The organism is Natronomonas halophila (assembly GCF_013391085.1).
Lineage (GTDB): Archaea > Halobacteriota > Halobacteria > Halobacteriales > Haloarculaceae > Natronomonas > Natronomonas halophila.
Map to the genome: position 1 here is coordinate 1,062,937 of NZ_CP058334.1, position 19,699 is coordinate 1,082,635.

Below are 19,699 nucleotides of genomic sequence, written 5' to 3' on the forward strand. Positions count from 1 at the left end.
GCGACGAATCAGCCGAGGCGGAACGGTTCTTCTTCGTTTTCCTCGCTATCGAGGTCTTCGAGCTGGATGACGTCTTCGGCTTCCTGCTCTTCCACCTGCTGGCTGAGTTTGGTGACGTACTGCTTGTACTCGTCGAGCTGCTCGCGGAGGTGTTCGGCTTCCAGTTCCAGCCGCTCGTGTTCGCGGACGAAGCTCTTCGGCACCTCGACTTTCGGCGGGAAGCTCTCGGCCGGCGAGGAGGTTTCGGTGGCGCTGCCCTGCTTGAGTTCGTGTTCGGGGACGACGCGCACCTGCCCGTCGTGAGCAACCAGCGTGTCGACGTAGTCCCGGAACACGGCTGAAAGCGAGATGTCCCGCTCCTCGGCTATCTCCCGGAGGGTCTCGAACGCGTCCTCGTTGACCCGAAAGGAGATAGTTTTGTTCTTGTTGCCCATAGCTAATCCCTAACTGAACGGTCCATCCATATAAGGGTTTGTCAGACGCACGCAAGCCTACTTTTACGGGCCAGTATGCAGCCAAGCGCTGACCCCTCAAAAGGAAATTTCCGAGTCCAGAATGTCGAATCTTGAACGTTCTTAATGCTACCAACGAATCGCCACCTATGCGCCGCCGCGCATTCCTCGCGTCCGCCCTGACCGCCGCCTCCACCATCGCTGCGGGATGTGGTGCTGTCGAATCACGAACCGAACACACGGACCCAACGATAAAAACCGATGACAATCCCCGGGATAACGCGAAGTACCTCGAATTTCGCGGAGAGAGCGGGGAACTCGCCACCGTGGGCGTCGACCCCAGGTTCGACCCCCTGCCGAGCAATCTCTTCACGACGATTTCGCACCGTGAGGACACCGAACTGCAGTCGTTAACACAACGGTTCGCGGCACCGGACGGTGACGGCACGCCGCCGCGACTCTCGCTCCGAGGGCCGTTTATGGGCGACCGCGAACCCCACCCGTCCGTATCACTGTATCGGGAGGGAGCGGCCGCAGTTGTCGAAGTCCACCGGTTCGGCGAACTCGCCGACGAGACCGTGTTCATAGACCTCCCGGTCACTCGATGGCCTGAGTCGGCCCGCCGACTCGTCGTCGAGAGTACCGTCGAACTCACCGAGCCGGGGCTAACAGACCGGACGCACGTCCTCGATGGCCGATTCGAATTCGAGTTCGACGATGAATGAACGGCGTTCGATTGGTTCGGCGCTGTCGACGTAGCTTCGTCGCGAGAGCCTCGTGAACTGTAAATAGCGCGCTTAAAAGGGAGACACGCCAGCCCGTACCAGCGAACGAAAACGGGTTTACCGACGGCCGACTCACCCACACCCATGATACTCCCGGGCTCCGCCTCACAGGACCTCGCCGCGGCGCTTGCGGCCGAACTCGACGAGCCGCTCGCCGCCGTCGAGTACGACCGCTTCGCCGACGGCGAGCAAATCGTCCGCGTCCCCGAGTCGGCCGACCGTGCGGTCGTCGTCGCCTCGACCGTCTCCGATGCCGCCCACGTCCAGTTGCTCCAGTTGCAGGACGCCGCCCGCCAGCAGGCCGACGAGGTCGTGACCGTCCTACCGTACATGGGCTATGCCCGGCAGGACGAACCCTTCGAGGAGGGCCAGCCGGTCTCGGCCCGCGCGATGGCGAAGGCGATTTCGACCGGCACCGACCGCGTACTGACGGTCAATCCCCACGAGGACGCCGTCTGTGACTTCTTCGACGCCCCCTGCGAGTCGGTCGACGCGGCAGGCCGCCTCGCCGAACCGCTGCCCGACCTCACCAGACCCCTCTTTCTCTCACCCGACGCCGGGGCCATCGACCTCGCTGAGACCGTCCGGGACGCCTACGGGGCCGGTGAGACAGACTACTTCGAGAAACACCGCGTTTCCGATACCGAAGTCGAAATCCAGCCCAGCGACGCCGACACGACGGGCCGGGACGTCGTCTTGGTCGACGACATCATCGCCACGGGGTCGACGATGAGCAGCGCTATCGCCCAACTGTCGGGGCCATCCCACATCTTCGTCACCTGCATCCACCCGATGTTGGCCGCCAGCGCCCGGACGAAACTGGCCAACGCGGGCGTGGATGCGGTCTACGGCACCGACACCATCGAACGCGCCGTCTCGGCGGTCAGCGCCGCGCCGGCAATCGCCGAGCACCTCTAAGACCGCCGCGCGAGAAGAAGGCTGCCCGCGAGCACGAGTGCCGCGAGGCCGGCGCCGAGGCCGGACCCGCTGCCTTCGGTGGGCGTGGCTCCGTCCCCCTGCCGGGAAGTGCCGCCGGGTCCAGCCGTCGACGTTTCGGGAGCGGCCGTCTCGTCGCGGACCGTCACCGTCGTCGACCGGTCCCCGGCAGCAACTGTGTACTCGCCCGGGCTATCGAAACGCGTCGTCGTGGCGACTGTCGTCGTTCCGTCGTCGATTTCTACCGCTTTCGCGTCGATTCGCTGGCCGTCGACCGAGAACTCGACGTTGCCAGCGGCCGGCCGGTCGGCCGACGATTCGACGGTCGCTTCTATCGTCACCTGCTCGCCGAGCGCGGCATCGGTCGGTGCGACGCTGAGGCCGGTCACTACGGGGTCGGCGGGCGCCTCGACGGTGACCGTATCGGTGGCGCCGCCGACGCTGATGGCGTAGTCGCCGGTCGCATCGAAGGCTCGTGAGAACTCGACGGTCGTCTCCTCGTCGGGCGCGAGCGTCCCGGTTTCGGTCGCGACGGTCTCGCCGTCGACGGTGAACTCAGCCGTGAAGTCGCCCTCCTGACTGCCGACGTTCCGGATACGGACCGTCGGCCGAAGCGTCTCGCCGGTCACGATACGCGGCTCGTCGAGAGCGGTCGTCCGGTAGGGGCCGTCGACGCCGAAGCCGACGAACGCATAGCGCATCTGGGGGCCGCCGAAGGCCGCGACGTGTTCCTCGCGGCTCCAGACCGGCGGCGTGTCCGTCGTCTGGGTGAAGCGTTCGGCATCCGACCGGATATCGACGTTGCCCGCCTGCTCGATGGCATCGAGAAAGGTCTGCTGGGTCAACTCCTCGTTCGGTTGGTTGAACTCACGGATGGCCGCATCGAGGGAGCTATCGGCGTCGGTTCGAAGCCGCCGGTCGAGGTGGCCGAAGACGAGCGCCCCCTTCTTGTAGTTGCCGCGCGTGCCCTCCCACGTCGCGGGGTCGGTGAGTTGGACGTCGTCGTAGCGGTCCGTGGTCCCATCCTTCATGGCGCGGCGGAAGTCCTCGTAGTCGATGTAGCCCTGTTCGTAGGAGATGAGCGCCGCATAGTAGTTGGCCATCCCCTCGATAGTCCAGCGGGTCTTCTCGGTCCGGTCGTAATCCTGCCGGGTGTGGACGTACTCGTGAACCCACGTGTTCGAGGGGGTATCGAGCCGTTCGACGTCGCGAACCCACATATCCGAATCGCCGCGCTGGAGGCCGGTCGCGGCCCAGTCGACGGTCGAGGGGACGGTGAACACGAGCACCTCGGCATCGCGTTCGCCGCCCACGATACGCCGCGAGGAGGCTTCGAAGGCGTCGAGTACGTCATCTGGCGACTCCCGCATATCGCTGTGGTCCGAGACGATGAGCCGGAACCGCTGGCCTGCGGCCGTCCGGTCGTGTTCGGTGTACGGCCCGAGATAGGCCATGTGGGAGCCGGCGATTCCCTCGCCGTCGACGGTGTAGGTCCGGTCGACCTCCGCCTGCACGCCGGACCACTGGACGCCGATGTTCGGCGTTCGGACGATGGCCCACTCGTCGGTGACCGCGTAGACGTACTCCGAACCCTGCCCGCGGTCGACGGTGTCGTTGCCCTCGTAAGCGTAGCGAAGCGACGGCTGGTCGGTCTCACGCGTCCACTCGTAGGTGTTCGGGTCGCTCGCCGACTGCTGGAAGCCGTTCGTCTCGTAGACGTCGGTCCCCTCGGGAATCGTGATTTGCAGGGAGGTAATGCCGGTCGGGACCGTCGCCTGAGTACGAACGTCGACCGTTCCGGAGTCCGGCGACTCCGACAGCGTGCTGTCGATATCGATGGTCTCGGCGGCGGCCGGCGCGGCGAAAAGGGCGCTTCCCGCGAGCAGCACGCAGACGAGCAGCGTCGCGACGACGACCGGCCGGCCTGTCCTCATTTACTGGCCGGCTACGGGTTCGATAGTTATCCGCATGTCGGTGCCTTCGACGTCCCAGTCGCGTTCGTGGCCGTCGGCGACGTCGCCGAACTCCGCGGCCCGCACCTCGCTGGCGATGAGGTCGCGATGTTCGTCGACGAGGCCGGCCACCCGGTCATCGTCGATGTCGAGGTCGACGCGGATTTCGGCCTCGATATCGAGGTCGAGGTCCTTGCGCATCTCCTGGACGCGGCGGATGACCTCGCGGGCGTAGCCCTCCGACTCGATGTCCTCGGTCAGCGACGTGTCGACGTAGACGACGCCGCGGTCGTCGCCGTCGACGGTGAAGGCCGTCCCCTCAACCGTTTCGGGGGTGTCGGTGTTGAACGTCACCATCTCCTCGGTGAGTTCGACCTCGCGACCGAGTTCCTCGACGACGGCTTCCTGCAGCGTGTCGACGCGCTGTTCGGTGACGGTGACGGCGTTGATGGCGTTCATCACGTCGCCGGCCTCGTCGCCGAACTTCGGCCCGAGGACGGACATGTCCGCGCGGGCGCTGTAACTGAGTTCTTCCCAGTCGGCGCCGGGTTCGACCAACTCGATTTCGCGGGCGTTCAGGCGGTCACGGAGCAGGTCGCGGTGCCGGTCGACGGCCTGTGCTGCCTCGTCGTCGTCCGCGGCCACGACCACGCGCGTGACGGGCCAGCGGAGTTTCCGCTCGGCCTGCTGGCGGGCGTTCGAGCCGGCTTCCTCGACGGCGTCGACGACCTCGATATCGGATTCGAGTTGCGGGTCGTGGAACCGTGCGTCGACCTCCGGCCAGTCGCACATGTGAACCGTCTCGTGGCCGGCATCGCCGGTCAGCGTGCCGTAAATCTCCTCGGCGACGAAGGGCGCGTAGGGCGCCAGCAGCTTCGTCGTCTCACGGAGGACGTGATACAGCGTCGCGTAGGCGGCCTGCTTGCTCTTGGAGTCTTCCTCCTCCCACATCCGCTCGCGGACGACCTGAATGTAGAACCGCGAGACGTCCTCGACGATGAACGAAAGCAGTTCGTCGAGACCCTTGTCCTGTCGGCGTTCCTCCCATTGGGTAGTCATCTCCCCGGTGACCGACTGGAGCCGCGAGAGGACCCACTCGTCGACGGTTTCGAGTTCGGCGTCGTCCAGCGAGACCGCCTCGGGGTCGAAGTCGTCCAGTCGCATGTACGGCAGCGGGAACCGGAAGACGTTCCAGAGGATGTTGAGGTCCCGCTGGCGGTTCTCCAGTTCGTCCCACGAGAAGCGCATGTCGTCGCCCTGCGGGGTCTGCCCGAGCAGGAACAGCCGCATCGGGTCGACGCCGTGCTGGTCGATGACCTCCTGGGGTTCGACGAGGATACCCTTCGATTTGGACATCGTCCGGCCGTCGGGCATCAGCGCCCAGCCGTGCATCAGCACCTCCTTGTACGGAATCTCGCCGAGTGCGGCCGACCCCATGCCGAGTTGCGACCAGAACCACCCGCGGGTCTGGTCGTGGGCCTCCATGATGAGGTCCGCGGGCCACAGGTCCTCGAATTGCTCCTCGTCGCTCGGGTAGCCGAGCGTACCCCACGAGGCCACCGAGGAGTCGAGCCAGACGTCGAAGACGTCGGGGACGCGGGTGTAGGTCGTCCCGTCCTCGGTGATGGTCAACTCGTCGACGGTGTCCTTGTGCAGGTCGACCGACTCGGGGTCGACGTCCTGGTCGACCCGCTCGGCGAGTTCCTCGCGCGTGCCGACGACGAGGGCGTCCTCGACGTCGCCCGACCAGTCCTCAGGAACCCAGATGGGGATGGGAATGCCCCAGTAGCGCTGCCGGGAGACGTTCCAGTCCGGCGACCCCTCGACGAAGTCACGGAAGCGGTTGTCGCGGGCCTCCTGAGGGTGCCATTCGCTGTCCTCGATGTTTTCGAGGAGTTCGTCTTTGATATCGGAGACGGTGATGAACCACTGGTCGGTCACCATCTGGATGATGCCCGTATCGCAGCGCCAACAGTGGCCGTAGTCGTGGTGGACCGTCCCGCGCGAGAGGAGCAGGCCCTTCGCCTCGAGGTCGTCCATGATCTCGTCGTCGGCGTCCTTGACGAACTGACCGGCGTACTTGCCGGCCTCGTCCTCGTAGACCCCGTCCGGGCCGACCGGACAGAAGATGTCGAGTCCGAGTTCGCGGCCGCGCTCGAAGTCGACCTCACCGTGGCCGGGCGCGGAGTGCACGAGACCGGTTCGGTCGGCTTCGACGTAGTCGGCCGTGTAGACCTGCAGGGCGTCGGCTTCGTTCGGTGAGTCCGGCACCTCGTCGGCCAGCGGGTGGTCGTACTCCCAGCCGACCATCTCCTCGCCCGAAACCTCCTCGACGATTTCGTAGTCGCCGTAGCCGCCCTCCTCGAGGACGTCCTCGACGCAGGACTCCTCGAGATAGAGCGTCTCCGTCTCGCCGCCGCGGTCGGCCTCGACGGCCACGTAGGTCATCTCCTCGTCGACGGCGACGAAGGTGTTGGCGGGTACCGTCCACGGGGTCGTCGTCCAGATGACGAGATAGCCGTCGCGGTCCCGAAGGGGGAACTTCACGTAGATGGAGGGGTCCTCGACGTGGTCGTATTCGACCTCGTTGTTGGCGATGGCCGTCTCACACCGGGGACACTGGCTGATGGACCGCTGGCCCTGCTCGACGAGGTCGCGGTCGTGGGCCTGCTGGAAACCCCACCACGCGGCCTCCATGTACTCGGGGTCGACCGTCTTGTAGGGGTCGTCCCAGTCCATCCAGACGCCGAAGGACTGGAAGTCCTCCTGAAGGCCGTCGAGTTGCTCCTCGGCGAAGGACTTGCACTCCTCGATGAACTTCTCCTCGCCGAAGGCCTCGATGTCCTTCTTGTTCTCGAAGCCGAGTTCCTCCTCGACGCGCGTCTCGATCGGGAGGCCGTGCATGTCGTAGCCCGGCCGGTCGGTGACGTTGTACCCCTGCATCCGGTGATAGCGGATGTAAGCGTCCTTGAGGGTCTTGTTCCAGGTCGTCCCCATGTGGGCCGCACCGGAGGTGTAGGGCGGGCCGTCCACGAAGAAGAAATCCTCGCCGTCCGCGCGGTGCTGCTTCGTCTTTTCGTAGGCGTCGACCGCATCCCAGTAGTCGAAGACCTCGTCTTCGACCTCGTCGGGGTCGTACTGGTCGTCCACCTCGGCGAACCTGCTCATATCCCATCCAATTCGCGCCGTTGTTAAAGGACAATCGGTACTGTGCGAGGGGTTCTACCGGGGACACAGCGGCGTACCGCTACCGAAAACTGCGACTTAAAAAAACGTCTCAGGCCGTCAGTTCGCGCAGTCGGGGCAGGACCTTCTCGGTGCCGACCGAATAGGCGGCGTACAGCGCGAGCGCGCCGATGACCACCAGCCACCCGGCGAAGAGGTGGTTGCCGGCCGAGAGGTAGGACAGACTGTTCAACTCCGCGAAGAGGCCGACGACGGCGAAGACGACGGTCCCGAGCAGGTAGCCGCCGAGTTCGAGCGCCGCGACCAGTAGTTCGCGCATAGCACCACTCGGCCGGTCAGTGAGATAGGCCTTTCGGACGGACCGAAAGGACTTCAACCGTCGATAAGCAACCGCGGACAATGAGTTACGGCGGGCGACAGCAGAACCTCGATTACGGACGCATCGCAAAACTCGGCTTCTTCGCGGGAGCCGCCATGTTCATCATCGGCGCCGTCGGCGGCGTCATCGGCCGCTCGCTGGCCGCGGGAATGCCGGACGTTGCCGGCCAGTTGTTCATCAGCCTCGAAGTCGTCGGCGTCCTCGTCGGGCTGCTCGTCCCGCTGGTGTTCGGTATCGTCCTCCCACTCGTCGAGTAACGCTTCTACCGATCCGTATCAGGCCGACACGTCGACCACGAGGTCCGACTGCAGCCACGTCTCGGTCCCCTCCCGGTCGAAAATGACGTAATCCCCGTTATCCAGCAGCAACGACGAATAGCGGCCGCTATCCAGGGCCGTCGACGACGCCTCGAAGGGCGAACCGGCATCCGGGGCAGGTGTGTCGTTCATCCTACCACCCAGAGGCTATTGGGGGATTTAAGCGTTCGCCAGAAAGCTACCCGGAAGCGGGACCCGAAGACTGACAGCACCCGAAGCCACACTACCGCCGGATGGCGACGTTTCCGGACCCCGAGGACCGTAACCCCCTGACAGCGGACTGCCGGCGCTGTCCCGCCCTCGTGGAGGACCGCACCTGCATCTCGTGGGGCGTCGGGTCGCTCGGTGCCACGCTCGTCGTCGTGGGCGAAGCGCCGGGCGCCGGCAACCCCGAGGCCGACCGCTGGCAGGGCGGCAACCACACGGGAATGGCCTACACCGCCCGCCACAGCGGCCGCCGGGTGCGTGACCTCTTCGAGGGACTGGGCTACGCGCCCGAGGAACTCTATTTCACGAACGCCGTCAAGTGCTTCCCAAGTGACGGTGAAGGCTCGAATCGCGAACCAACACCCGAAGAACGCGCGAACTGCCGGCCCTACCTGCTAGAGGAACTCCGAGAAATCGACCCCGCCTGCGTCGTGCCGACGGGCCGACACGCCACCGAATCGCTGCTGGCGGCGACCGACCGGCGCCTCGACGGCTTCCTCGATAGCGTCCTCACGCCCATCGAAACCGACGAACTGCCGCCGCTGTTGCCGATTCTTCACCCATCGTATCAGGACGTCTGGGTGTCGCGACTGAGCTACGAACCCGATGAGTACCGACAGGCCATCGGCAAGGCACTGGCTGACCTCGATGCCGGACCGCCCGCGTAGCGTGTCTTTATAAGCGAGCGGTGAGCACTCGTCGCCGAATGGCCCCGACAGAGCCGACCCGGCGTGCGGTTCTCGCCAGCGGGGTCGCCGGACTCACTTCGCTCGGCGGCTGTCTGGGCCGCTCGTCAGCCGACCCCGTGCCGCCGGGCAGCGACTACCCGATGGACCGATACTCCCCCGGGCGGGCCGCGAGAGTCGAGAACGCGCTTACACCGCCGGAGTCGCTGGCGGCCTCGTGGTCGCTGTCCGTCCCTGCCACGTCGACGCCGCCGCCGAGCATCCACGACGGGCGCGCCTACGTCAACGACTGGGAAGGCACCCTGTTCGCGCTGGATGCCACCGAGGGCACGACCGAGTGGTCGGCCAGCCTCGGCGACGACCGGGCAGGGGGTACCCGACCCACCGTCGACGATAGCGGTATCTACACCGCGACGCGGTACGGCCTGTTCGCCCACGACCACGACGGCACCCAGCGCTGGCACGCCGAGGACGTCAGCAGCGCCCGCGGTTCGCCCATCATCTCCGATGGAACGGTCTATATCACCTACGTCTCGACGGTCAAGGCCTTCGACGCCGCCAGCGGCGACCTCCGCTGGAGTCGCAAGCCGGGCGAGGCCTACGGCTCCGGTAACGTCACGCTGAATCGCACGCTCGCAGTTGCCGACGACACGGTCTATGCCGTCCGGGAACGCGGCGGCTACGACGTCCCCGACGTCTTCGCGCTCGATGCCGCCGACGGCGACGAGTTGTGGCACGCCGGAACGAATCTCGTCTACCACCGACCTGCCGTCACTCCCGGAGGTGACCTCGTGACCGTCGGCCAGCGGCAGGTCGAACCCGACGACCCCGACGAGCACATCGACGCGTGGGACGTCGTGGTCCGCTGGAGCGACGACGGCACCCCCGCGTGGCGAACCGAACTCGACGGCTACCGGACCTACACCCAACCCGCAGTCGATGGCGAGCGCGTCTACGCGCCGACGACGGAGGGCATCGAAGCCGTGTCGCTGTCCGATGGCGACCCGCTGTGGCAAGTCGGCGATGGACTCACCGGCGCGCCCGTCGTCGCCGGCGACCACGTCTGGGTCCGGGTCGGGGACACCAGCGATGGCGAACTCCGGGTCTACACACGCAACGGCGAGGCGGTCGCAACCTACGGCGACGTCCGCGCACGGCCCGCTGTGACCGCGAACGCAGTGTATCTGGTCAGGCCCGCGTCGGCCATCGAAACGCTACTCGGTGATACGAGCGAAATCGTCGCGCTGGTTCCGACATCGGGGGCCTGACTCGCTACCCGGCGCCCTCGGGGTGAACGTTGATAGGCCCGCCGCCCACAGACACGCGTATGTCCGAGCGAACCATCTTCGAGAAAATCGTCGACGGGGACATCCCCGCCCGCGTCGTCCACGAAACCGACACCACGCTGGCCTTCCTCGATGCCAACCCGCTGGCGCCGGGTCACACGCTCGTCATCCCGAAGGAGCGCTACAAGCGCCTGCGCGATACGCCGCCGGAACTCTCGGCTGACGTCTTCGAGACCGTCCGCGAACTCGCGCCCGTCATCGAGGACGCCGTCGAGGCCGACGCGACGAACATCGGCGTCAACGACGGCCCCGATGCCGGTCAGGAGGTCCCGCACCTCCACGTCCACATCGTCCCCCGATTCAAGGACGACGGCGGCGGCCCCATCCACGCCGTCGCCGGGGCGCCGCCGGACCTCGACGACGACGAACTGGACGTCATTGCCGAGGAGATTTCGACGGCCGCCAAGGACGCCTGACTCGCTGAACGACCCGGTCGCGTCAGTATCGGCCAACTCTCAGGACTCGTCGCGGGCGTCGTCGACCCACGCCGGACGGTCGAGGTTGGAATCACCGGGGACGAACTCGTAGGAAATCTCGTAGACCCGCGGGTCTGGACCCGTGAGACGTGCGAGTAGGTATTCGGCGTAAGACCCGGCGGGGTCGGTCACCGCCCACGAGACCGACGCCGATTCGACCGCGGCGGTGCCGGCATCGGTGCGGACGGTCCCCGAGGCGTCCGTAATGCGATACGGCTGAGTCCCCTCGTACCAGCCGTTTTGCGGCTCGTAGACGGCCGTTTCGGTCGAATTGCCGTCGACTCGTTCGTAGCGGGTAACGTGGAGGCTCCGGACGATAACCGACGCCGACCCGGGAATCTCGTCGGCCACGTCGGTCCCGTTCGACGCGACGACGAGGGAAACCCGCTCCGTCGTGGATTCCTCGCTGAGAAGTCGGCGGTCTTCGGTCTCCAGAATCTGGTTTTTCAGCCGTTCGGCGTCCGCTGCGTCGTCGATTTCGAGTCGCTCGTAGACGGTGGCGTTCGGCGACGCCTGATACTGTTCGGAACGAACTCCCGCCTCCTGGAGCGAGTGATAGCGCGCGCCATCGGCTGTCACCACGCCGTCGAACGCCAGTCGTTTCTCGCCGTCAACGACGATGCGGCCGCTCGCGCGGTAGGCATCGGCATCAGCGTCGCCGACCGTAAACCGCTCCTCGGCCGGCGCCGCGGCGTGCGGTTCTGCCGTGGTACCGGGATAGACGGCCGCGAGGACGAACGCGAGACAACACAGGGCCAGCACGCCGATGATGGCGCCGGCCGTCCGGGGTTCCATACCCAGGCGCACTTCCCGCATGGTCAAAAAGGTCGTTCCCCGAAGTTCGACGCCAATCGCTTATAAACGGGAGAAGATAGATAGCGTCGGCGGCACACACGGTTCGTGATGCCCTCCATACGCTCCATTGCGGTCAGCCTGCTCGCCGGGCTGTTGCACGCGGCGGCACTCCTCGTCGTCGCGCTCGAACTCGGATACGCCGTCGGTCCCGCCGAATACTCACTTCTCGGTGCCGCGTGGCGATACGGCGGCCTCGTCGTCCTCGCCGCCGTTCCCGTCTGGCTCGCGGTTCGACATCGCCTCGTCACTCCCCTCGTGGCGCTGGTTCTGACGACTGGCTACGTGCTCGGTATGGAACTGACGCCGCCCGGCCCGACCTTCCGTGACGTCGCGGAACTGGAAGGCCTCGCCGAACCGACCGGCTACATCGTCGTCGAAAACGGCCTCTACATCGTTCGGTACATGGTGAACGCGTCGGTCTGGACGGTCGGCTTCCTGTTTGCCGGGCTGGTCGAACACGCCATCCGGTCGAGATGGGACCGGCTTCCGACAGTACCCGACGTCCCGTCGTGGCTGTCGGTGCCCGCGTCCAGCCGGGATGCCGCTGCTATCGCCACCGGGGGCGGGCTACTCCACGCGGCCGCCATGACGTGGTTCGCGGTTCGCCTCGGCGTCTCGGTTTCGGGCGGGTTCGCGTGGGCCATCTACGCCTTCGGCGCCATGGGGATGTTCGTCCTTGCCGCCGTCCCGCTGTACCTGCTGGTTCGTCGGGAGTTGCTCGCGCCGATGACGCTTCTGACCGCGTTCGTGTTCCTCGACGCCCGCGCGGAGTTCACCGCGAGCGTTGAGGACCCACACGCGCTGTACTTCGGTGCCTGGTTCTTCTATCTCGGCATCCTGCTCATCGCGGCGGGTATCGAATACGGGATCTACCGCGTCGATGCCGCGCGACGGGTGCGTTCGCTACTGAAACCTAACTAGAATGGGAAACCAGTAAGGAGATTCGCCAAGTTTAGCAGCTATCGTCTACTGTATCGTTCAAACCGAGTTTGAAGATGTTATTCCGGTAGACGGGTTCGATATCCGCATAGTACGTGTGTAGGTAGCTATCGATCGTTTCTCGGCCACGGTCTTCCATCACCTGTGGCGTATCTCCCCGCATATACTTCACGAGTTCTCTGTTCAGATCCTGTTCGATCCGCCAGTACGTGGAGAACCGATGACGACCGAAGTGGCTCGTCACAGCACGATGTTCGTCAGTTTCAGCGTATTCCGGCCGGAAGACGTCAGTCCAGAGTTCGTTCGTATATTCCTGTGTAAGCTGGCTGTGAGTCGTCTGAGAGAGGAACACCCACGAACTACCGATATCTGGTCGCACCAGTAGATACCGGGATAGCAATTGGTCGAGTTCCTCGTCGATCGGCAGAACTCGTGGCTTCCGAGATTTGTTCCCCTCTCTTTCTTCCCGTGTTGCGATATACACCGCATTCGGCCGGTCGGAGACTGCGCTATGAGTGCCTAGCTCCGGATAGGCTTGTTTCAGTTCCGCGCTTTCGAGGTTGAAATCGCCAATCTGCAGATTACACAACTCGGAGGCTCGAAGGCCGAGCTTCAATTGGGTCGCGATTATAGCGCGGTCACGTAGGTGTGTGACCGAGGCAAGCATCGTCCGCAGTTTCGGAATGGGGATACGTGGTGGATCTTTCACTTCGGGGCGCTGAAGATCCATCTTCGACAGAACGACCACGAACGGGTTGAAATCCCGCGGATGCGGAAACACGCTGTCACTCTGCCAATACTGATAGATATTGGTCAGGCGACGGAGTTTGGTTCTGACCGTATCCGGCTGATTCTCTCGTTCTTCGAGGCAGTATTCGGCGAATGACCGGACATGTTTCTCGTTGGGACACGCAGGATGCCGCCCGTGTTCAGCCATATGATCACGCCACTGGCCGATAAGCCGTCGATACCCCGCCCGTGTACTCTCCCTGTAGTTCTGTCTCTGAAGGATTTCTACCTGAAAAAGTTCGAACGGGTCAACGTCACTTTCGGTGAACTTCTCGGCGTGTTTCGCAAGAGGATCCAGATTACGGTCAAAGGTCTCCGCTAGCTCTGCCCGCCGGTCTTCCACGGATGGCGCTTCGTCCGCATCACTCATCGATACCACCTCCAAGAGTGTCGTCGTTCCTACCCATTTTCACCCACCACATGGATTTTGCAATCTCGTGATTGGCTGCCGCCATGAGACACGGATTATAGACGTGTGGGTGGTCCGTATGCCACAACAGCCACCTGTAGAACTCCTCAAGCCGAACCCAATACTCCTTATACACGGTCATTAGCGTCCGGTCCGGGACGAGTTTCGCACACCAGAGTTCGATATCGTACGGATTCGCCAGCGCATGGTGACGTCCACGATCGGAGATATGTGTCTTCCAAGAGCGCTCCGTTTTCTGGAAGGTCTGTTTGTAGTGTTCGGAATCGGATGGTTCTATTTTCGCTTGCTGGAAATCGCTCCAGACATCATATCCCTCGTATTCCGAACGGTAACGCTGGAGACGATGCTTCGAAGGCACCGCATCAAGCTGTTTGTATGCACCTAATCGTCGCTCCGGTTTCGGGGATTTTCGTCTTGGCATCGGTATCTAACCCGGCTCTGTCAGCCGCCACCCGTGGCGGCTGACGAAAAACACCACCAGCGACGTTTCTCTCGGAGATTCCCGCTTACGAACGAAGAGTTCAGTTAGTCGAAGAGGTGGCACTGAACAACCCCTTCAGTCATCGTCCGCGTGGACCGGGGAGCCCTCTTCTTTATTCACTTGGGGGAGTTGAGAGGTTTCGTTCTCGATAACAGCCGTTTCCTGTGGTAACGCCCGAACCTCGATGCCCCGCCATTCCCCATCGATACCGAGTAATGCCTGCGAGTAGCCCTTCTCTTTGTCCCCCGTCACCGCATTCTGAACGAACCGCATCTGGGCGTGGTTCAGGTCGAATTTCTCCGCGATATTCGGATCCCTCTTGAAGGAACCAGAAAGCCCTCAGTCAGTGGGTTGTGCCTCCGTAGATGGTGTCCTGCCTGGAAGATCGGGGAGGGACAGATCCACGCGGCGAAGCAACTGGGCGTTGATGGCGACGATGACCGTACTTAGCGACATCAGGAGCGCGCCCACAGCGGGCGACAGTAGAATCCCGATCGGCGCCAACACGCCTGCAGCCAGCGGAATCGCGAAGACGTTATAGCCGGCTGCCCAGACGATGTTCTCCTGCATCTTCCGGTAGCTCGCCTTGCTCAATTTCACGAGGCGAACGACGTCCATCGGATTATTCTGCACGAGGATGACATCTGCTGACTGGACGGCGACGTCGGTGCCGCTTCCGATGGCGATCCCCACGTCTGCTCGCGTCAGCGCCGGCGCGTCGTTAACGCCGTCGCCAACCATCCCCACGAGCTTCCCCTCGTCCTGGAGTTCCTGCACTTTCTTGTCCTTGTCCCCAGGAAGAACCTCCGCGAACACCGTGTCGATACCCAGTTCGTCGGCGACAGCGTCAGCGACGTCTTGGGAGTCACCAGTCAGCATCGCCACCTCGATATCGAGGTCGTGCAGTGCGTCGACGACGGCGTAGCTTTCCTCACGAATCACGTCAGCCATCGCGAACGCGGCGATCAACTCCCCTCCGCGGACGAGATACACCACGGTCTGGGCGTTCTGGCCGGCTTCGTCAGCGAAGCGCTGGAGGTGGTCGGGGACCTCGCTGTCGAGCTGGGTCAGTAAATTCGGCCCGCCGACGTACACCTCGTCTCCGTTGACGTTCGCACAGACGCCTCGGCCTTTGATTGCCTCGAAGCCGGACGCGTCAGGTGAGGTAAGGTTTCGCTCGTTGGCGGCCTCGCGGATAGCTCGCGCGATCATGTGTTCGGAGTCGCTCTCGACGGCCGCCGCCAGCGCGAGTGCATCGTCCTCGTCGACGCCGTTGACAGTCGCCATATCGACGACGCCGTGCTCGCCTTCGGTGAGCGTCCCTGTCTTGTCAAAGATGATGGCGTCCAGATTCCGTGCGTCCTCCATCGCGATGCGGTCGCGGACGAGCATCCCATTACGAGCAGCGAGTGATGTGTTAATCGCGACGACTAGCGGGATGGCGAGTCCGAGGGCGTGCGGGCAGGCGATGACGAGTACCGTTACGACGCGCTCGATAACCGTTGCGTTGAACGAGACCGCAATCGTCCACGCGATTGCTGTCACGACTGCCGCCGCGAGGGCAACGTAGAACAGCCAGCCGGCAGCCCGGTCGGCCAGCACCTGCGTCTTGGACTTGCTCTGCTGGGCTTCCTCGACGAGTCGCATGATGCCCGCAAGCGTCGTCTCCTCGCCCGTCGCACCGACGCGGACGCGGAGACTGCCGTCGCCGTTGATCGTCCCGCCGATGACCTCGTCGCCGGGTTCTTTCGAGACCGGTTTCGACTCGCCGGTAATCATCGCCTCTTCGACGTCCGAATCTCCCTCCTCAACGATGCCATCAGCAGGCACACTCGCGCCCGGGCGGATGAGCACGAGGTCGCCCTCGGAGAGTTCACTAACGGGGACATCTTCGGTGTCACCGTCATCGGTGATCCGCTCAGCGGTATCGGGCATCAGCTTCGCCAACTCGTCGACTGCGCTTGAGGCGCGTCGAACGGATCGCATTTCGATCCAGTGGCCCAGCAGCATAATGTCGATCAGGGTAACGAGTTCCCAGAAGAACGCTGACTGCGTCGGGAAGACCACGCTCGCGAGGCTGTAGACGAACGCGACGGTGATCGCCATCGAAATCAGCGTCATCATCCCCGGCGACCGGTCTTTCAGCTCCGGGACCGCCATCTGGAGGAACGGAATCCCACCGTACGCGAAGACGATTATCGCGAAGACGGGGTTGATCCACTCGCTACCCGGGAATGCGGGGACGGAGAACCCGAGCCACTCCTGGAGCATTTCGCTGTACAGGAGGACCGGGATCGACAGGAGCGTCGAAACGAAAAAGCGCCGCCGGAACATCTGTTCATGGCCCTCGTGCATCCCGCCATGCCCCTCACCGTGCCCCTCGTGTGACCCGTGACCGTGCCCTTCGCCTTCGTCTCCGGCGTGCTCGTGCTGTTCGTGGAGCGCAGCCTCCCCTTCTGCAGTAGGATGAGCCTCTTCCTCCAGTAACTCCTGTTCTACCCGTTGCTCGTCGGACTCGACGACCGCTTCGTCGGACTCGCCGTGTCCGTGCTGGTGACTGCTGTCATCCTGCTGGTCTTCCTCTCTCGGGGGATTCTCATTTGTGTCTTTGTGGTCGTCCATAGATCATGTTCTCTTTAGAAGTGGATTCGCTTGCTTCCTGAATGTTCGGACCCTGAGACCGTGCAACGGAGTCAGTGTGGACAAGCCCCGAAGAGAACGGTTGAATCGTTCACTTAAGAGCGTTCTATGTTATCCTCTGATCGGGATATACTCAGGTCTCAACGGTGTATCCGGCGTCTTCGACGGCTTCCACGAGGGTTGCGGTATCTGCGTCACCATCAACCTCCACCTGATCGTCCTCTTGATCTGCGGTCGCGTCGGTCACACCGGGTACATTTTGAAGTGCTTCTTCTACTGTCTGTTCACAGTGGCCACAGGTCATCCCTTCAACGCTGATAGTCGTCGTCATACGAGTGTACGTATGGTCCCTCCCTTTAGCGGATTTCTCCTTTGGTCGATTGGTTCGAGAGCCAGGTTGACTTTAGAATCAAAACGGATATCGCCGTATACATTTATTTACCCGATAGTATCGTACTACCATGCGCGACCTGGATGAAACTGACCTCGAGATCATTCAGCTACTGATGTTGGACGCTCGTCGACCGTACAGTGAGATAGCGGATGTTGTAGACCTCTCTGCGCCGGCTGTGTCGGATCGAGTCGAACGACTACAGGAGATGGGGATTATTAATCGTTTCACGCTTGACGTCGATCGCTCACAGCTCCGAGGCGGAATTCCGGTACTGATTACGCTCGATGTCGAATCAGACAGCCATAGCGCTGCATCGATCAAAGACGATCTCATCAACGAAGGCGCCATCGAACACGTATTCACCACGGCCGAAGCTGACCTAGTCCTGTACGCCAGAGTTCCAGATACTGACATCGCAGGCTGGCTTGCTGATACCATCGACACCGGAGCAGTCGACGACTTTGAGGTAACGCTTCTCGCAGGCGCTAACTGGGCACCAGAATTGGGGGAAATGGAGTTCGCGCTCTCCTGCGCTCAATGTGGAAATACAGTTGACAGTGAAGGAACAGCCACCCGCATCGATGGAGAGCTGTACCAGTTCTGTTGTCCATCGTGTGAGGCTCGGTTTGAAGAGAAATACGAGCAACTCCGAGAAGAGGCTGACTGACTCGGGCGCGCCCGCACCCGCTTCGTAATCGGGAGTTTTGCTACTGATTAACTGAACCCCTGAGTGGGAGCGACAGAATACGGAACCCGTGTATATGGTTGTAGCCGCAGACCTACGTCTGCAACGACGCGTTCCCAGTGTCGGCTCACGCCGACGAAAACGATCTCACTCCGATCACTCAACGTCCGTCGCCTGATAGAAGACCAGCACGCCGACGACGAGGAGGGTGACGGCATATACGACGGCACCGCCGAAGTCCCACGCGTCGATGCTCGACGTGAATGCCGCGTCGAAGAGCGCGTTCGTCGCGTAGTGGCTCGGCAGTAGTGTCGTCCACTCGGGCGCGTCGGTCGCGAGCGGAGTCTGGAACAGGAGAACGTCGACCATCGGCGAGAACAGCATCACGTACACCCCGCCCAGCCGACCCAGAACGATGCCGACGACAACGCCGAGGATACCGTACGTGAGCCCAACCACCAGCGTCGCGGCGACGAACGGAACGATCGATTCGGGCGTAAACGCGAACACGGCGACGAGGACCGACGCCATCGTGACGACGACGATACCGAGTCCGAGCGTGCCGACCCGTGAGACGACGAGGTCAGTCGCGGTATAGCCGGCCAGCCGGAGCCTGTCGTCGGCCGCTTGCGACGTCTGGACGAGGAACAATCCGACGATTCCCGAGAGAATGGCGAAGGTTACGGGCGTCATGAATGCCGCCGCGAAGTCCGTCATGGGGACAGTGATCCTCGTTCCGTCAATGGTCGCGGGGACGTCGACATCCGGGACGAGCAGGACGAACGCGCCGATGATGTACGCCGGCAGGAACACGAGCTGCGCCAGTAGGACCGGTGTCCGGCGGAACTCTCGAACGCTCATCCTCATTGCGGTCGTGACGCGGCGGTTCATCAGGCGTCACCTCCTGACTCGATCTGGTATGTGTACGCGGCCACACTCAGGAGGGCAAATAGCGAGAGGTGGCCGAGAGCTGGGACGAGGTGTTCGGTCGCTAGCGAGCCCTCGACGACGGCCTGCGTCACGATGGCGTGAGGGTGCGCGAGCGGTGCGAACTGCGTGATGCTATCCTCGATGCCGAACAGGCCACTCGCGAAGACGTTGTCCACGTCGGCCAGGATGACGAGCAGGAGTGAGCCCTCGAGTTCCCTGGGGAGCATGCTGCCGACGACGATGCCGAGCAGGCCGTATATGGCACCGGCTATCGCGAGCCCGCTGAACGTGGCGATTGGTGCTGTGATCGGATCGTCGACGAGAACAACCAGAGAAAGCGTGGCGACCACCCCGACGACGGCGCTCGCTACGGCAACGGTCGCGAACCGTGCGGTGACGAGTTCGACGCCGCGAAAGCCACAGATGGCGAGTCTACGGTCGGCGTGGCGGGCGCTAATCATCTGGAAGAGGCCTAGGACGCCCGCGAGCGCGCCAGTGGCGAACACGGCGCCGGTGATTCGTCCGACTGTCGCGACCGACCCGCTCACCGCAAAGATCCCGACGTCGGGGAACTGCCCCATGCCGACGCCGTAAATCTGGATCGACAGCGCCGGTAGGACGACCAGCAACACGACGGTGAACGGCTCCCGGATAAACGAACGCGCGCTCGCTTGGATTCCCGCAAGGGTCCGGTGAACGCCGCTCATTTGCTCTCCTCCTGGCCGGCGGTCGCTCGCTGACCGCTCCGGCGCCAGCCTCGTCGACAAAGGAGGCGGTCCGCTCACAGGCGACGCCGTCGTCTGTCGGGTCCGGGTTGAGGCTTTCGTCGTCGCC

At 63.4% G+C, this 19,699-nt stretch carries 20 protein-coding genes; 8 read left to right on the forward strand and 12 right to left on the reverse strand.

The genetic code is table 11. From position 1 onward, the window contains the following. Nucleotides 1-8: 8 nt before the first annotated feature. On the reverse strand, nucleotides 9-434 hold the full coding sequence (locus HWV23_RS05885; protein ID WP_178289496.1) for a DUF8146 domain-containing protein: 426 nt from the start codon (nucleotides 432-434) through the stop codon (nucleotides 9-11). 167 nt (nucleotides 435-601) lie between these two features. Here HWV23_RS05885 and HWV23_RS05890 point away from each other — a divergent pair, with 167 nt between their 5' ends. Next, the gene (locus HWV23_RS05890) at nucleotides 602-1,177 is read left to right on the forward strand and encodes a DUF8121 family protein (RefSeq protein WP_178289497.1); all 576 of its coding nucleotides are present in this window, start codon (nucleotides 602-604) and stop codon (nucleotides 1,175-1,177) included. A 144-nt stretch (nucleotides 1,178-1,321) separates the two neighbouring features. Beyond that, on the forward strand, nucleotides 1,322-2,155 hold the full coding sequence (prs, locus tag HWV23_RS05895) for a ribose-phosphate diphosphokinase (RefSeq protein ID WP_178289498.1): 834 nt from the start codon (nucleotides 1,322-1,324) through the stop codon (nucleotides 2,153-2,155). Here the strand turns inward: prs and HWV23_RS05900 are convergent. From HWV23_RS05900 to HWV23_RS05910, 3 genes are all read right to left on the reverse strand, one after another. Then, nucleotides 2,152-4,107, reverse strand: a complete 1,956-nt coding sequence (locus tag HWV23_RS05900) for a CARDB domain-containing protein (RefSeq protein ID WP_178289499.1) — start codon at nucleotides 4,105-4,107, stop codon at nucleotides 2,152-2,154. The two genes, prs and HWV23_RS05900, sit on opposite strands and share 4 nt — an antisense overlap. After that, nucleotides 4,108-7,293 (reverse strand): isoleucine--tRNA ligase, encoded by a 3,186-nt coding sequence (ileS, locus tag HWV23_RS05905; protein ID WP_178289500.1) that lies wholly within the window; start codon nucleotides 7,291-7,293, stop codon nucleotides 4,108-4,110. A gap of 109 nt (nucleotides 7,294-7,402) precedes the next feature. Beyond that, nucleotides 7,403-7,630: a DUF8151 family protein gene (locus HWV23_RS05910; protein WP_178289501.1), complete on the reverse strand. Its 228-nt coding sequence runs from the start codon at nucleotides 7,628-7,630 to the stop codon at nucleotides 7,403-7,405. Nucleotides 7,631-7,710: 80 nt separating this feature from the next. On the opposite strand from HWV23_RS05910, the gene HWV23_RS05915 reads away from it, so the two are divergent. Further along, entirely contained in the window at nucleotides 7,711-7,947 is a 237-nt protein-coding gene (locus tag HWV23_RS05915) for a DUF7860 family protein (RefSeq protein ID WP_178289502.1), read from the forward strand. 18 nt (nucleotides 7,948-7,965) lie between these two features. Here the strand turns inward: HWV23_RS05915 and HWV23_RS05920 are convergent, their stop codons facing one another. Beyond that, nucleotides 7,966-8,139: a hypothetical protein gene (locus HWV23_RS05920; protein ID WP_178289503.1), complete on the reverse strand. Its 174-nt coding sequence runs from the start codon at nucleotides 8,137-8,139 to the stop codon at nucleotides 7,966-7,968. 101 nt (nucleotides 8,140-8,240) lie between these two features. On the opposite strand from HWV23_RS05920, the gene HWV23_RS05925 reads away from it, so the two are divergent. Genes HWV23_RS05925 through HWV23_RS05935 form a run of 3 tightly spaced genes read left to right on the forward strand, consistent with a single transcriptional unit; the run spans nucleotide 8,241 to nucleotide 10,662 of the window. After that, on the forward strand, nucleotides 8,241-8,882 hold the full coding sequence (locus HWV23_RS05925) for a uracil-DNA glycosylase (protein WP_178289504.1): 642 nt from the start codon (nucleotides 8,241-8,243) through the stop codon (nucleotides 8,880-8,882). A 38-nt stretch (nucleotides 8,883-8,920) separates the two neighbouring features. After that, the gene (locus HWV23_RS05930; RefSeq protein WP_178289505.1) at nucleotides 8,921-10,168 is read left to right on the forward strand and encodes an outer membrane protein assembly factor BamB family protein; all 1,248 of its coding nucleotides are present in this window, start codon (nucleotides 8,921-8,923) and stop codon (nucleotides 10,166-10,168) included. A gap of 59 nt (nucleotides 10,169-10,227) precedes the next feature. Then, complete coding sequence (locus HWV23_RS05935; RefSeq protein WP_178289506.1) at nucleotides 10,228-10,662, forward strand: HIT family protein; 435 nt, start codon at nucleotides 10,228-10,230, stop codon at nucleotides 10,660-10,662. A 39-nt stretch (nucleotides 10,663-10,701) separates the two neighbouring features. Here the strand turns inward: HWV23_RS05935 and HWV23_RS05940 are convergent, their stop codons facing one another. Then, nucleotides 10,702-11,517 carry a hypothetical protein gene (locus tag HWV23_RS05940; protein ID WP_178289507.1) on the reverse strand — a complete coding sequence of 272 codons (816 nt, stop codon included), beginning with the start codon at nucleotides 11,515-11,517 and terminating at the stop codon, nucleotides 10,702-10,704. Between the two features lie 108 nt (nucleotides 11,518-11,625). Between HWV23_RS05940 and HWV23_RS05945 the strand changes: the two genes are divergently transcribed. Beyond that, entirely contained in the window at nucleotides 11,626-12,498 is an 873-nt protein-coding gene (locus tag HWV23_RS05945) for a hypothetical protein (protein WP_178289508.1), read from the forward strand. 31 nt (nucleotides 12,499-12,529) lie between these two features. Here the strand turns inward: HWV23_RS05945 and HWV23_RS05950 are convergent, their stop codons facing one another. From HWV23_RS05950 to HWV23_RS05965, 4 genes are all read right to left on the reverse strand, one after another. After that, complete coding sequence (locus HWV23_RS05950; protein ID WP_178289509.1) at nucleotides 12,530-13,675, reverse strand: tyrosine-type recombinase/integrase; 1,146 nt, start codon at nucleotides 13,673-13,675, stop codon at nucleotides 12,530-12,532. Then, a complete protein-coding gene (locus HWV23_RS05955; RefSeq protein WP_178289510.1) occupies nucleotides 13,668-14,156 on the reverse strand; it encodes a hypothetical protein in 489 nt (162 codons plus the stop codon). The genes HWV23_RS05950 and HWV23_RS05955 overlap by 8 nt, the downstream gene beginning before the upstream one ends. 399 nt (nucleotides 14,157-14,555) lie before the next feature. Then, the gene (locus HWV23_RS05960; RefSeq protein ID WP_178289511.1) at nucleotides 14,556-16,838 is read right to left on the reverse strand and encodes a copper-translocating P-type ATPase; all 2,283 of its coding nucleotides are present in this window, start codon (nucleotides 16,836-16,838) and stop codon (nucleotides 14,556-14,558) included. 151 nt (nucleotides 16,839-16,989) lie between these two features. Continuing rightward, nucleotides 16,990-17,187 (reverse strand): heavy-metal-associated domain-containing protein, encoded by a 198-nt coding sequence (locus tag HWV23_RS05965; protein ID WP_178289512.1) that lies wholly within the window; start codon nucleotides 17,185-17,187, stop codon nucleotides 16,990-16,992. Between the two features lie 130 nt (nucleotides 17,188-17,317). Between HWV23_RS05965 and HWV23_RS05970 the strand changes: the two genes are divergently transcribed. Then, a complete protein-coding gene (locus HWV23_RS05970; RefSeq protein WP_178289513.1) occupies nucleotides 17,318-17,917 on the forward strand; it encodes an AsnC family transcriptional regulator in 600 nt (199 codons plus the stop codon). Nucleotides 17,918-18,091: 174 nt separating this feature from the next. Here the strand turns inward: HWV23_RS05970 and HWV23_RS05975 are convergent, their stop codons facing one another. Together HWV23_RS05975 and HWV23_RS05980 are read right to left on the reverse strand one after the other, a co-directional pair. Then, nucleotides 18,092-18,826, reverse strand: a complete 735-nt coding sequence (locus HWV23_RS05975; RefSeq protein ID WP_178289514.1) for a hypothetical protein — start codon at nucleotides 18,824-18,826, stop codon at nucleotides 18,092-18,094. Then, a complete protein-coding gene (locus HWV23_RS05980) occupies nucleotides 18,826-19,572 on the reverse strand; it encodes a hypothetical protein (RefSeq protein WP_178289515.1) in 747 nt (248 codons plus the stop codon). Before HWV23_RS05980 ends, HWV23_RS05975 begins: the two co-directional genes overlap by 1 nt. Between the last annotated feature and the right edge of the window lie 127 nt (nucleotides 19,573-19,699).

Bases quoted from the DNA above. Each gene is read 5' to 3' on its own strand.
- HWV23_RS05885 (WP_178289496.1), bottom strand. From the start codon at position 434: ATGGGCAACAAGAACAAAACTATCTCCTTTCGGGTCAACGAGGACGCG.
- HWV23_RS05890 (WP_178289497.1), top strand. From the start codon at position 602: ATGCGCCGCCGCGCATTCCTCGCGTCCGCCCTGACCGCCGCCTCCACC.
- prs (WP_178289498.1), top strand. From the start codon at position 1,322: ATGATACTCCCGGGCTCCGCCTCACAGGACCTCGCCGCGGCGCTTGCG.
- HWV23_RS05900 (WP_178289499.1), bottom strand. From the start codon at position 4,107: ATGAGGACAGGCCGGCCGGTCGTCGTCGCGACGCTGCTCGTCTGCGTG.
- ileS (WP_178289500.1), bottom strand. From the start codon at position 7,293: ATGAGCAGGTTCGCCGAGGTGGACGACCAGTACGACCCCGACGAGGTC.
- HWV23_RS05910 (WP_178289501.1), bottom strand. From the start codon at position 7,630: ATGCGCGAACTACTGGTCGCGGCGCTCGAACTCGGCGGCTACCTGCTC.
- HWV23_RS05915 (WP_178289502.1), top strand. From the start codon at position 7,711: ATGAGTTACGGCGGGCGACAGCAGAACCTCGATTACGGACGCATCGCA.
- HWV23_RS05920 (WP_178289503.1), bottom strand. From the start codon at position 8,139: ATGAACGACACACCTGCCCCGGATGCCGGTTCGCCCTTCGAGGCGTCG.
- HWV23_RS05925 (WP_178289504.1), top strand. From the start codon at position 8,241: ATGGCGACGTTTCCGGACCCCGAGGACCGTAACCCCCTGACAGCGGAC.
- HWV23_RS05930 (WP_178289505.1), top strand. From the start codon at position 8,921: ATGGCCCCGACAGAGCCGACCCGGCGTGCGGTTCTCGCCAGCGGGGTC.
- HWV23_RS05935 (WP_178289506.1), top strand. From the start codon at position 10,228: ATGTCCGAGCGAACCATCTTCGAGAAAATCGTCGACGGGGACATCCCC.
- HWV23_RS05940 (WP_178289507.1), bottom strand. From the start codon at position 11,517: ATGGAACCCCGGACGGCCGGCGCCATCATCGGCGTGCTGGCCCTGTGT.
- HWV23_RS05945 (WP_178289508.1), top strand. From the start codon at position 11,626: ATGCCCTCCATACGCTCCATTGCGGTCAGCCTGCTCGCCGGGCTGTTG.
- HWV23_RS05950 (WP_178289509.1), bottom strand. From the start codon at position 13,675: ATGAGTGATGCGGACGAAGCGCCATCCGTGGAAGACCGGCGGGCAGAG.
- HWV23_RS05955 (WP_178289510.1), bottom strand. From the start codon at position 14,156: ATGCCAAGACGAAAATCCCCGAAACCGGAGCGACGATTAGGTGCATAC.
- HWV23_RS05960 (WP_178289511.1), bottom strand. From the start codon at position 16,838: ATGGACGACCACAAAGACACAAATGAGAATCCCCCGAGAGAGGAAGAC.
- HWV23_RS05965 (WP_178289512.1), bottom strand. From the start codon at position 17,187: ATGACGACGACTATCAGCGTTGAAGGGATGACCTGTGGCCACTGTGAA.
- HWV23_RS05970 (WP_178289513.1), top strand. From the start codon at position 17,318: ATGCGCGACCTGGATGAAACTGACCTCGAGATCATTCAGCTACTGATG.
- HWV23_RS05975 (WP_178289514.1), bottom strand. From the start codon at position 18,826: ATGAACCGCCGCGTCACGACCGCAATGAGGATGAGCGTTCGAGAGTTC.
- HWV23_RS05980 (WP_178289515.1), bottom strand. From the start codon at position 19,572: ATGAGCGGCGTTCACCGGACCCTTGCGGGAATCCAAGCGAGCGCGCGT.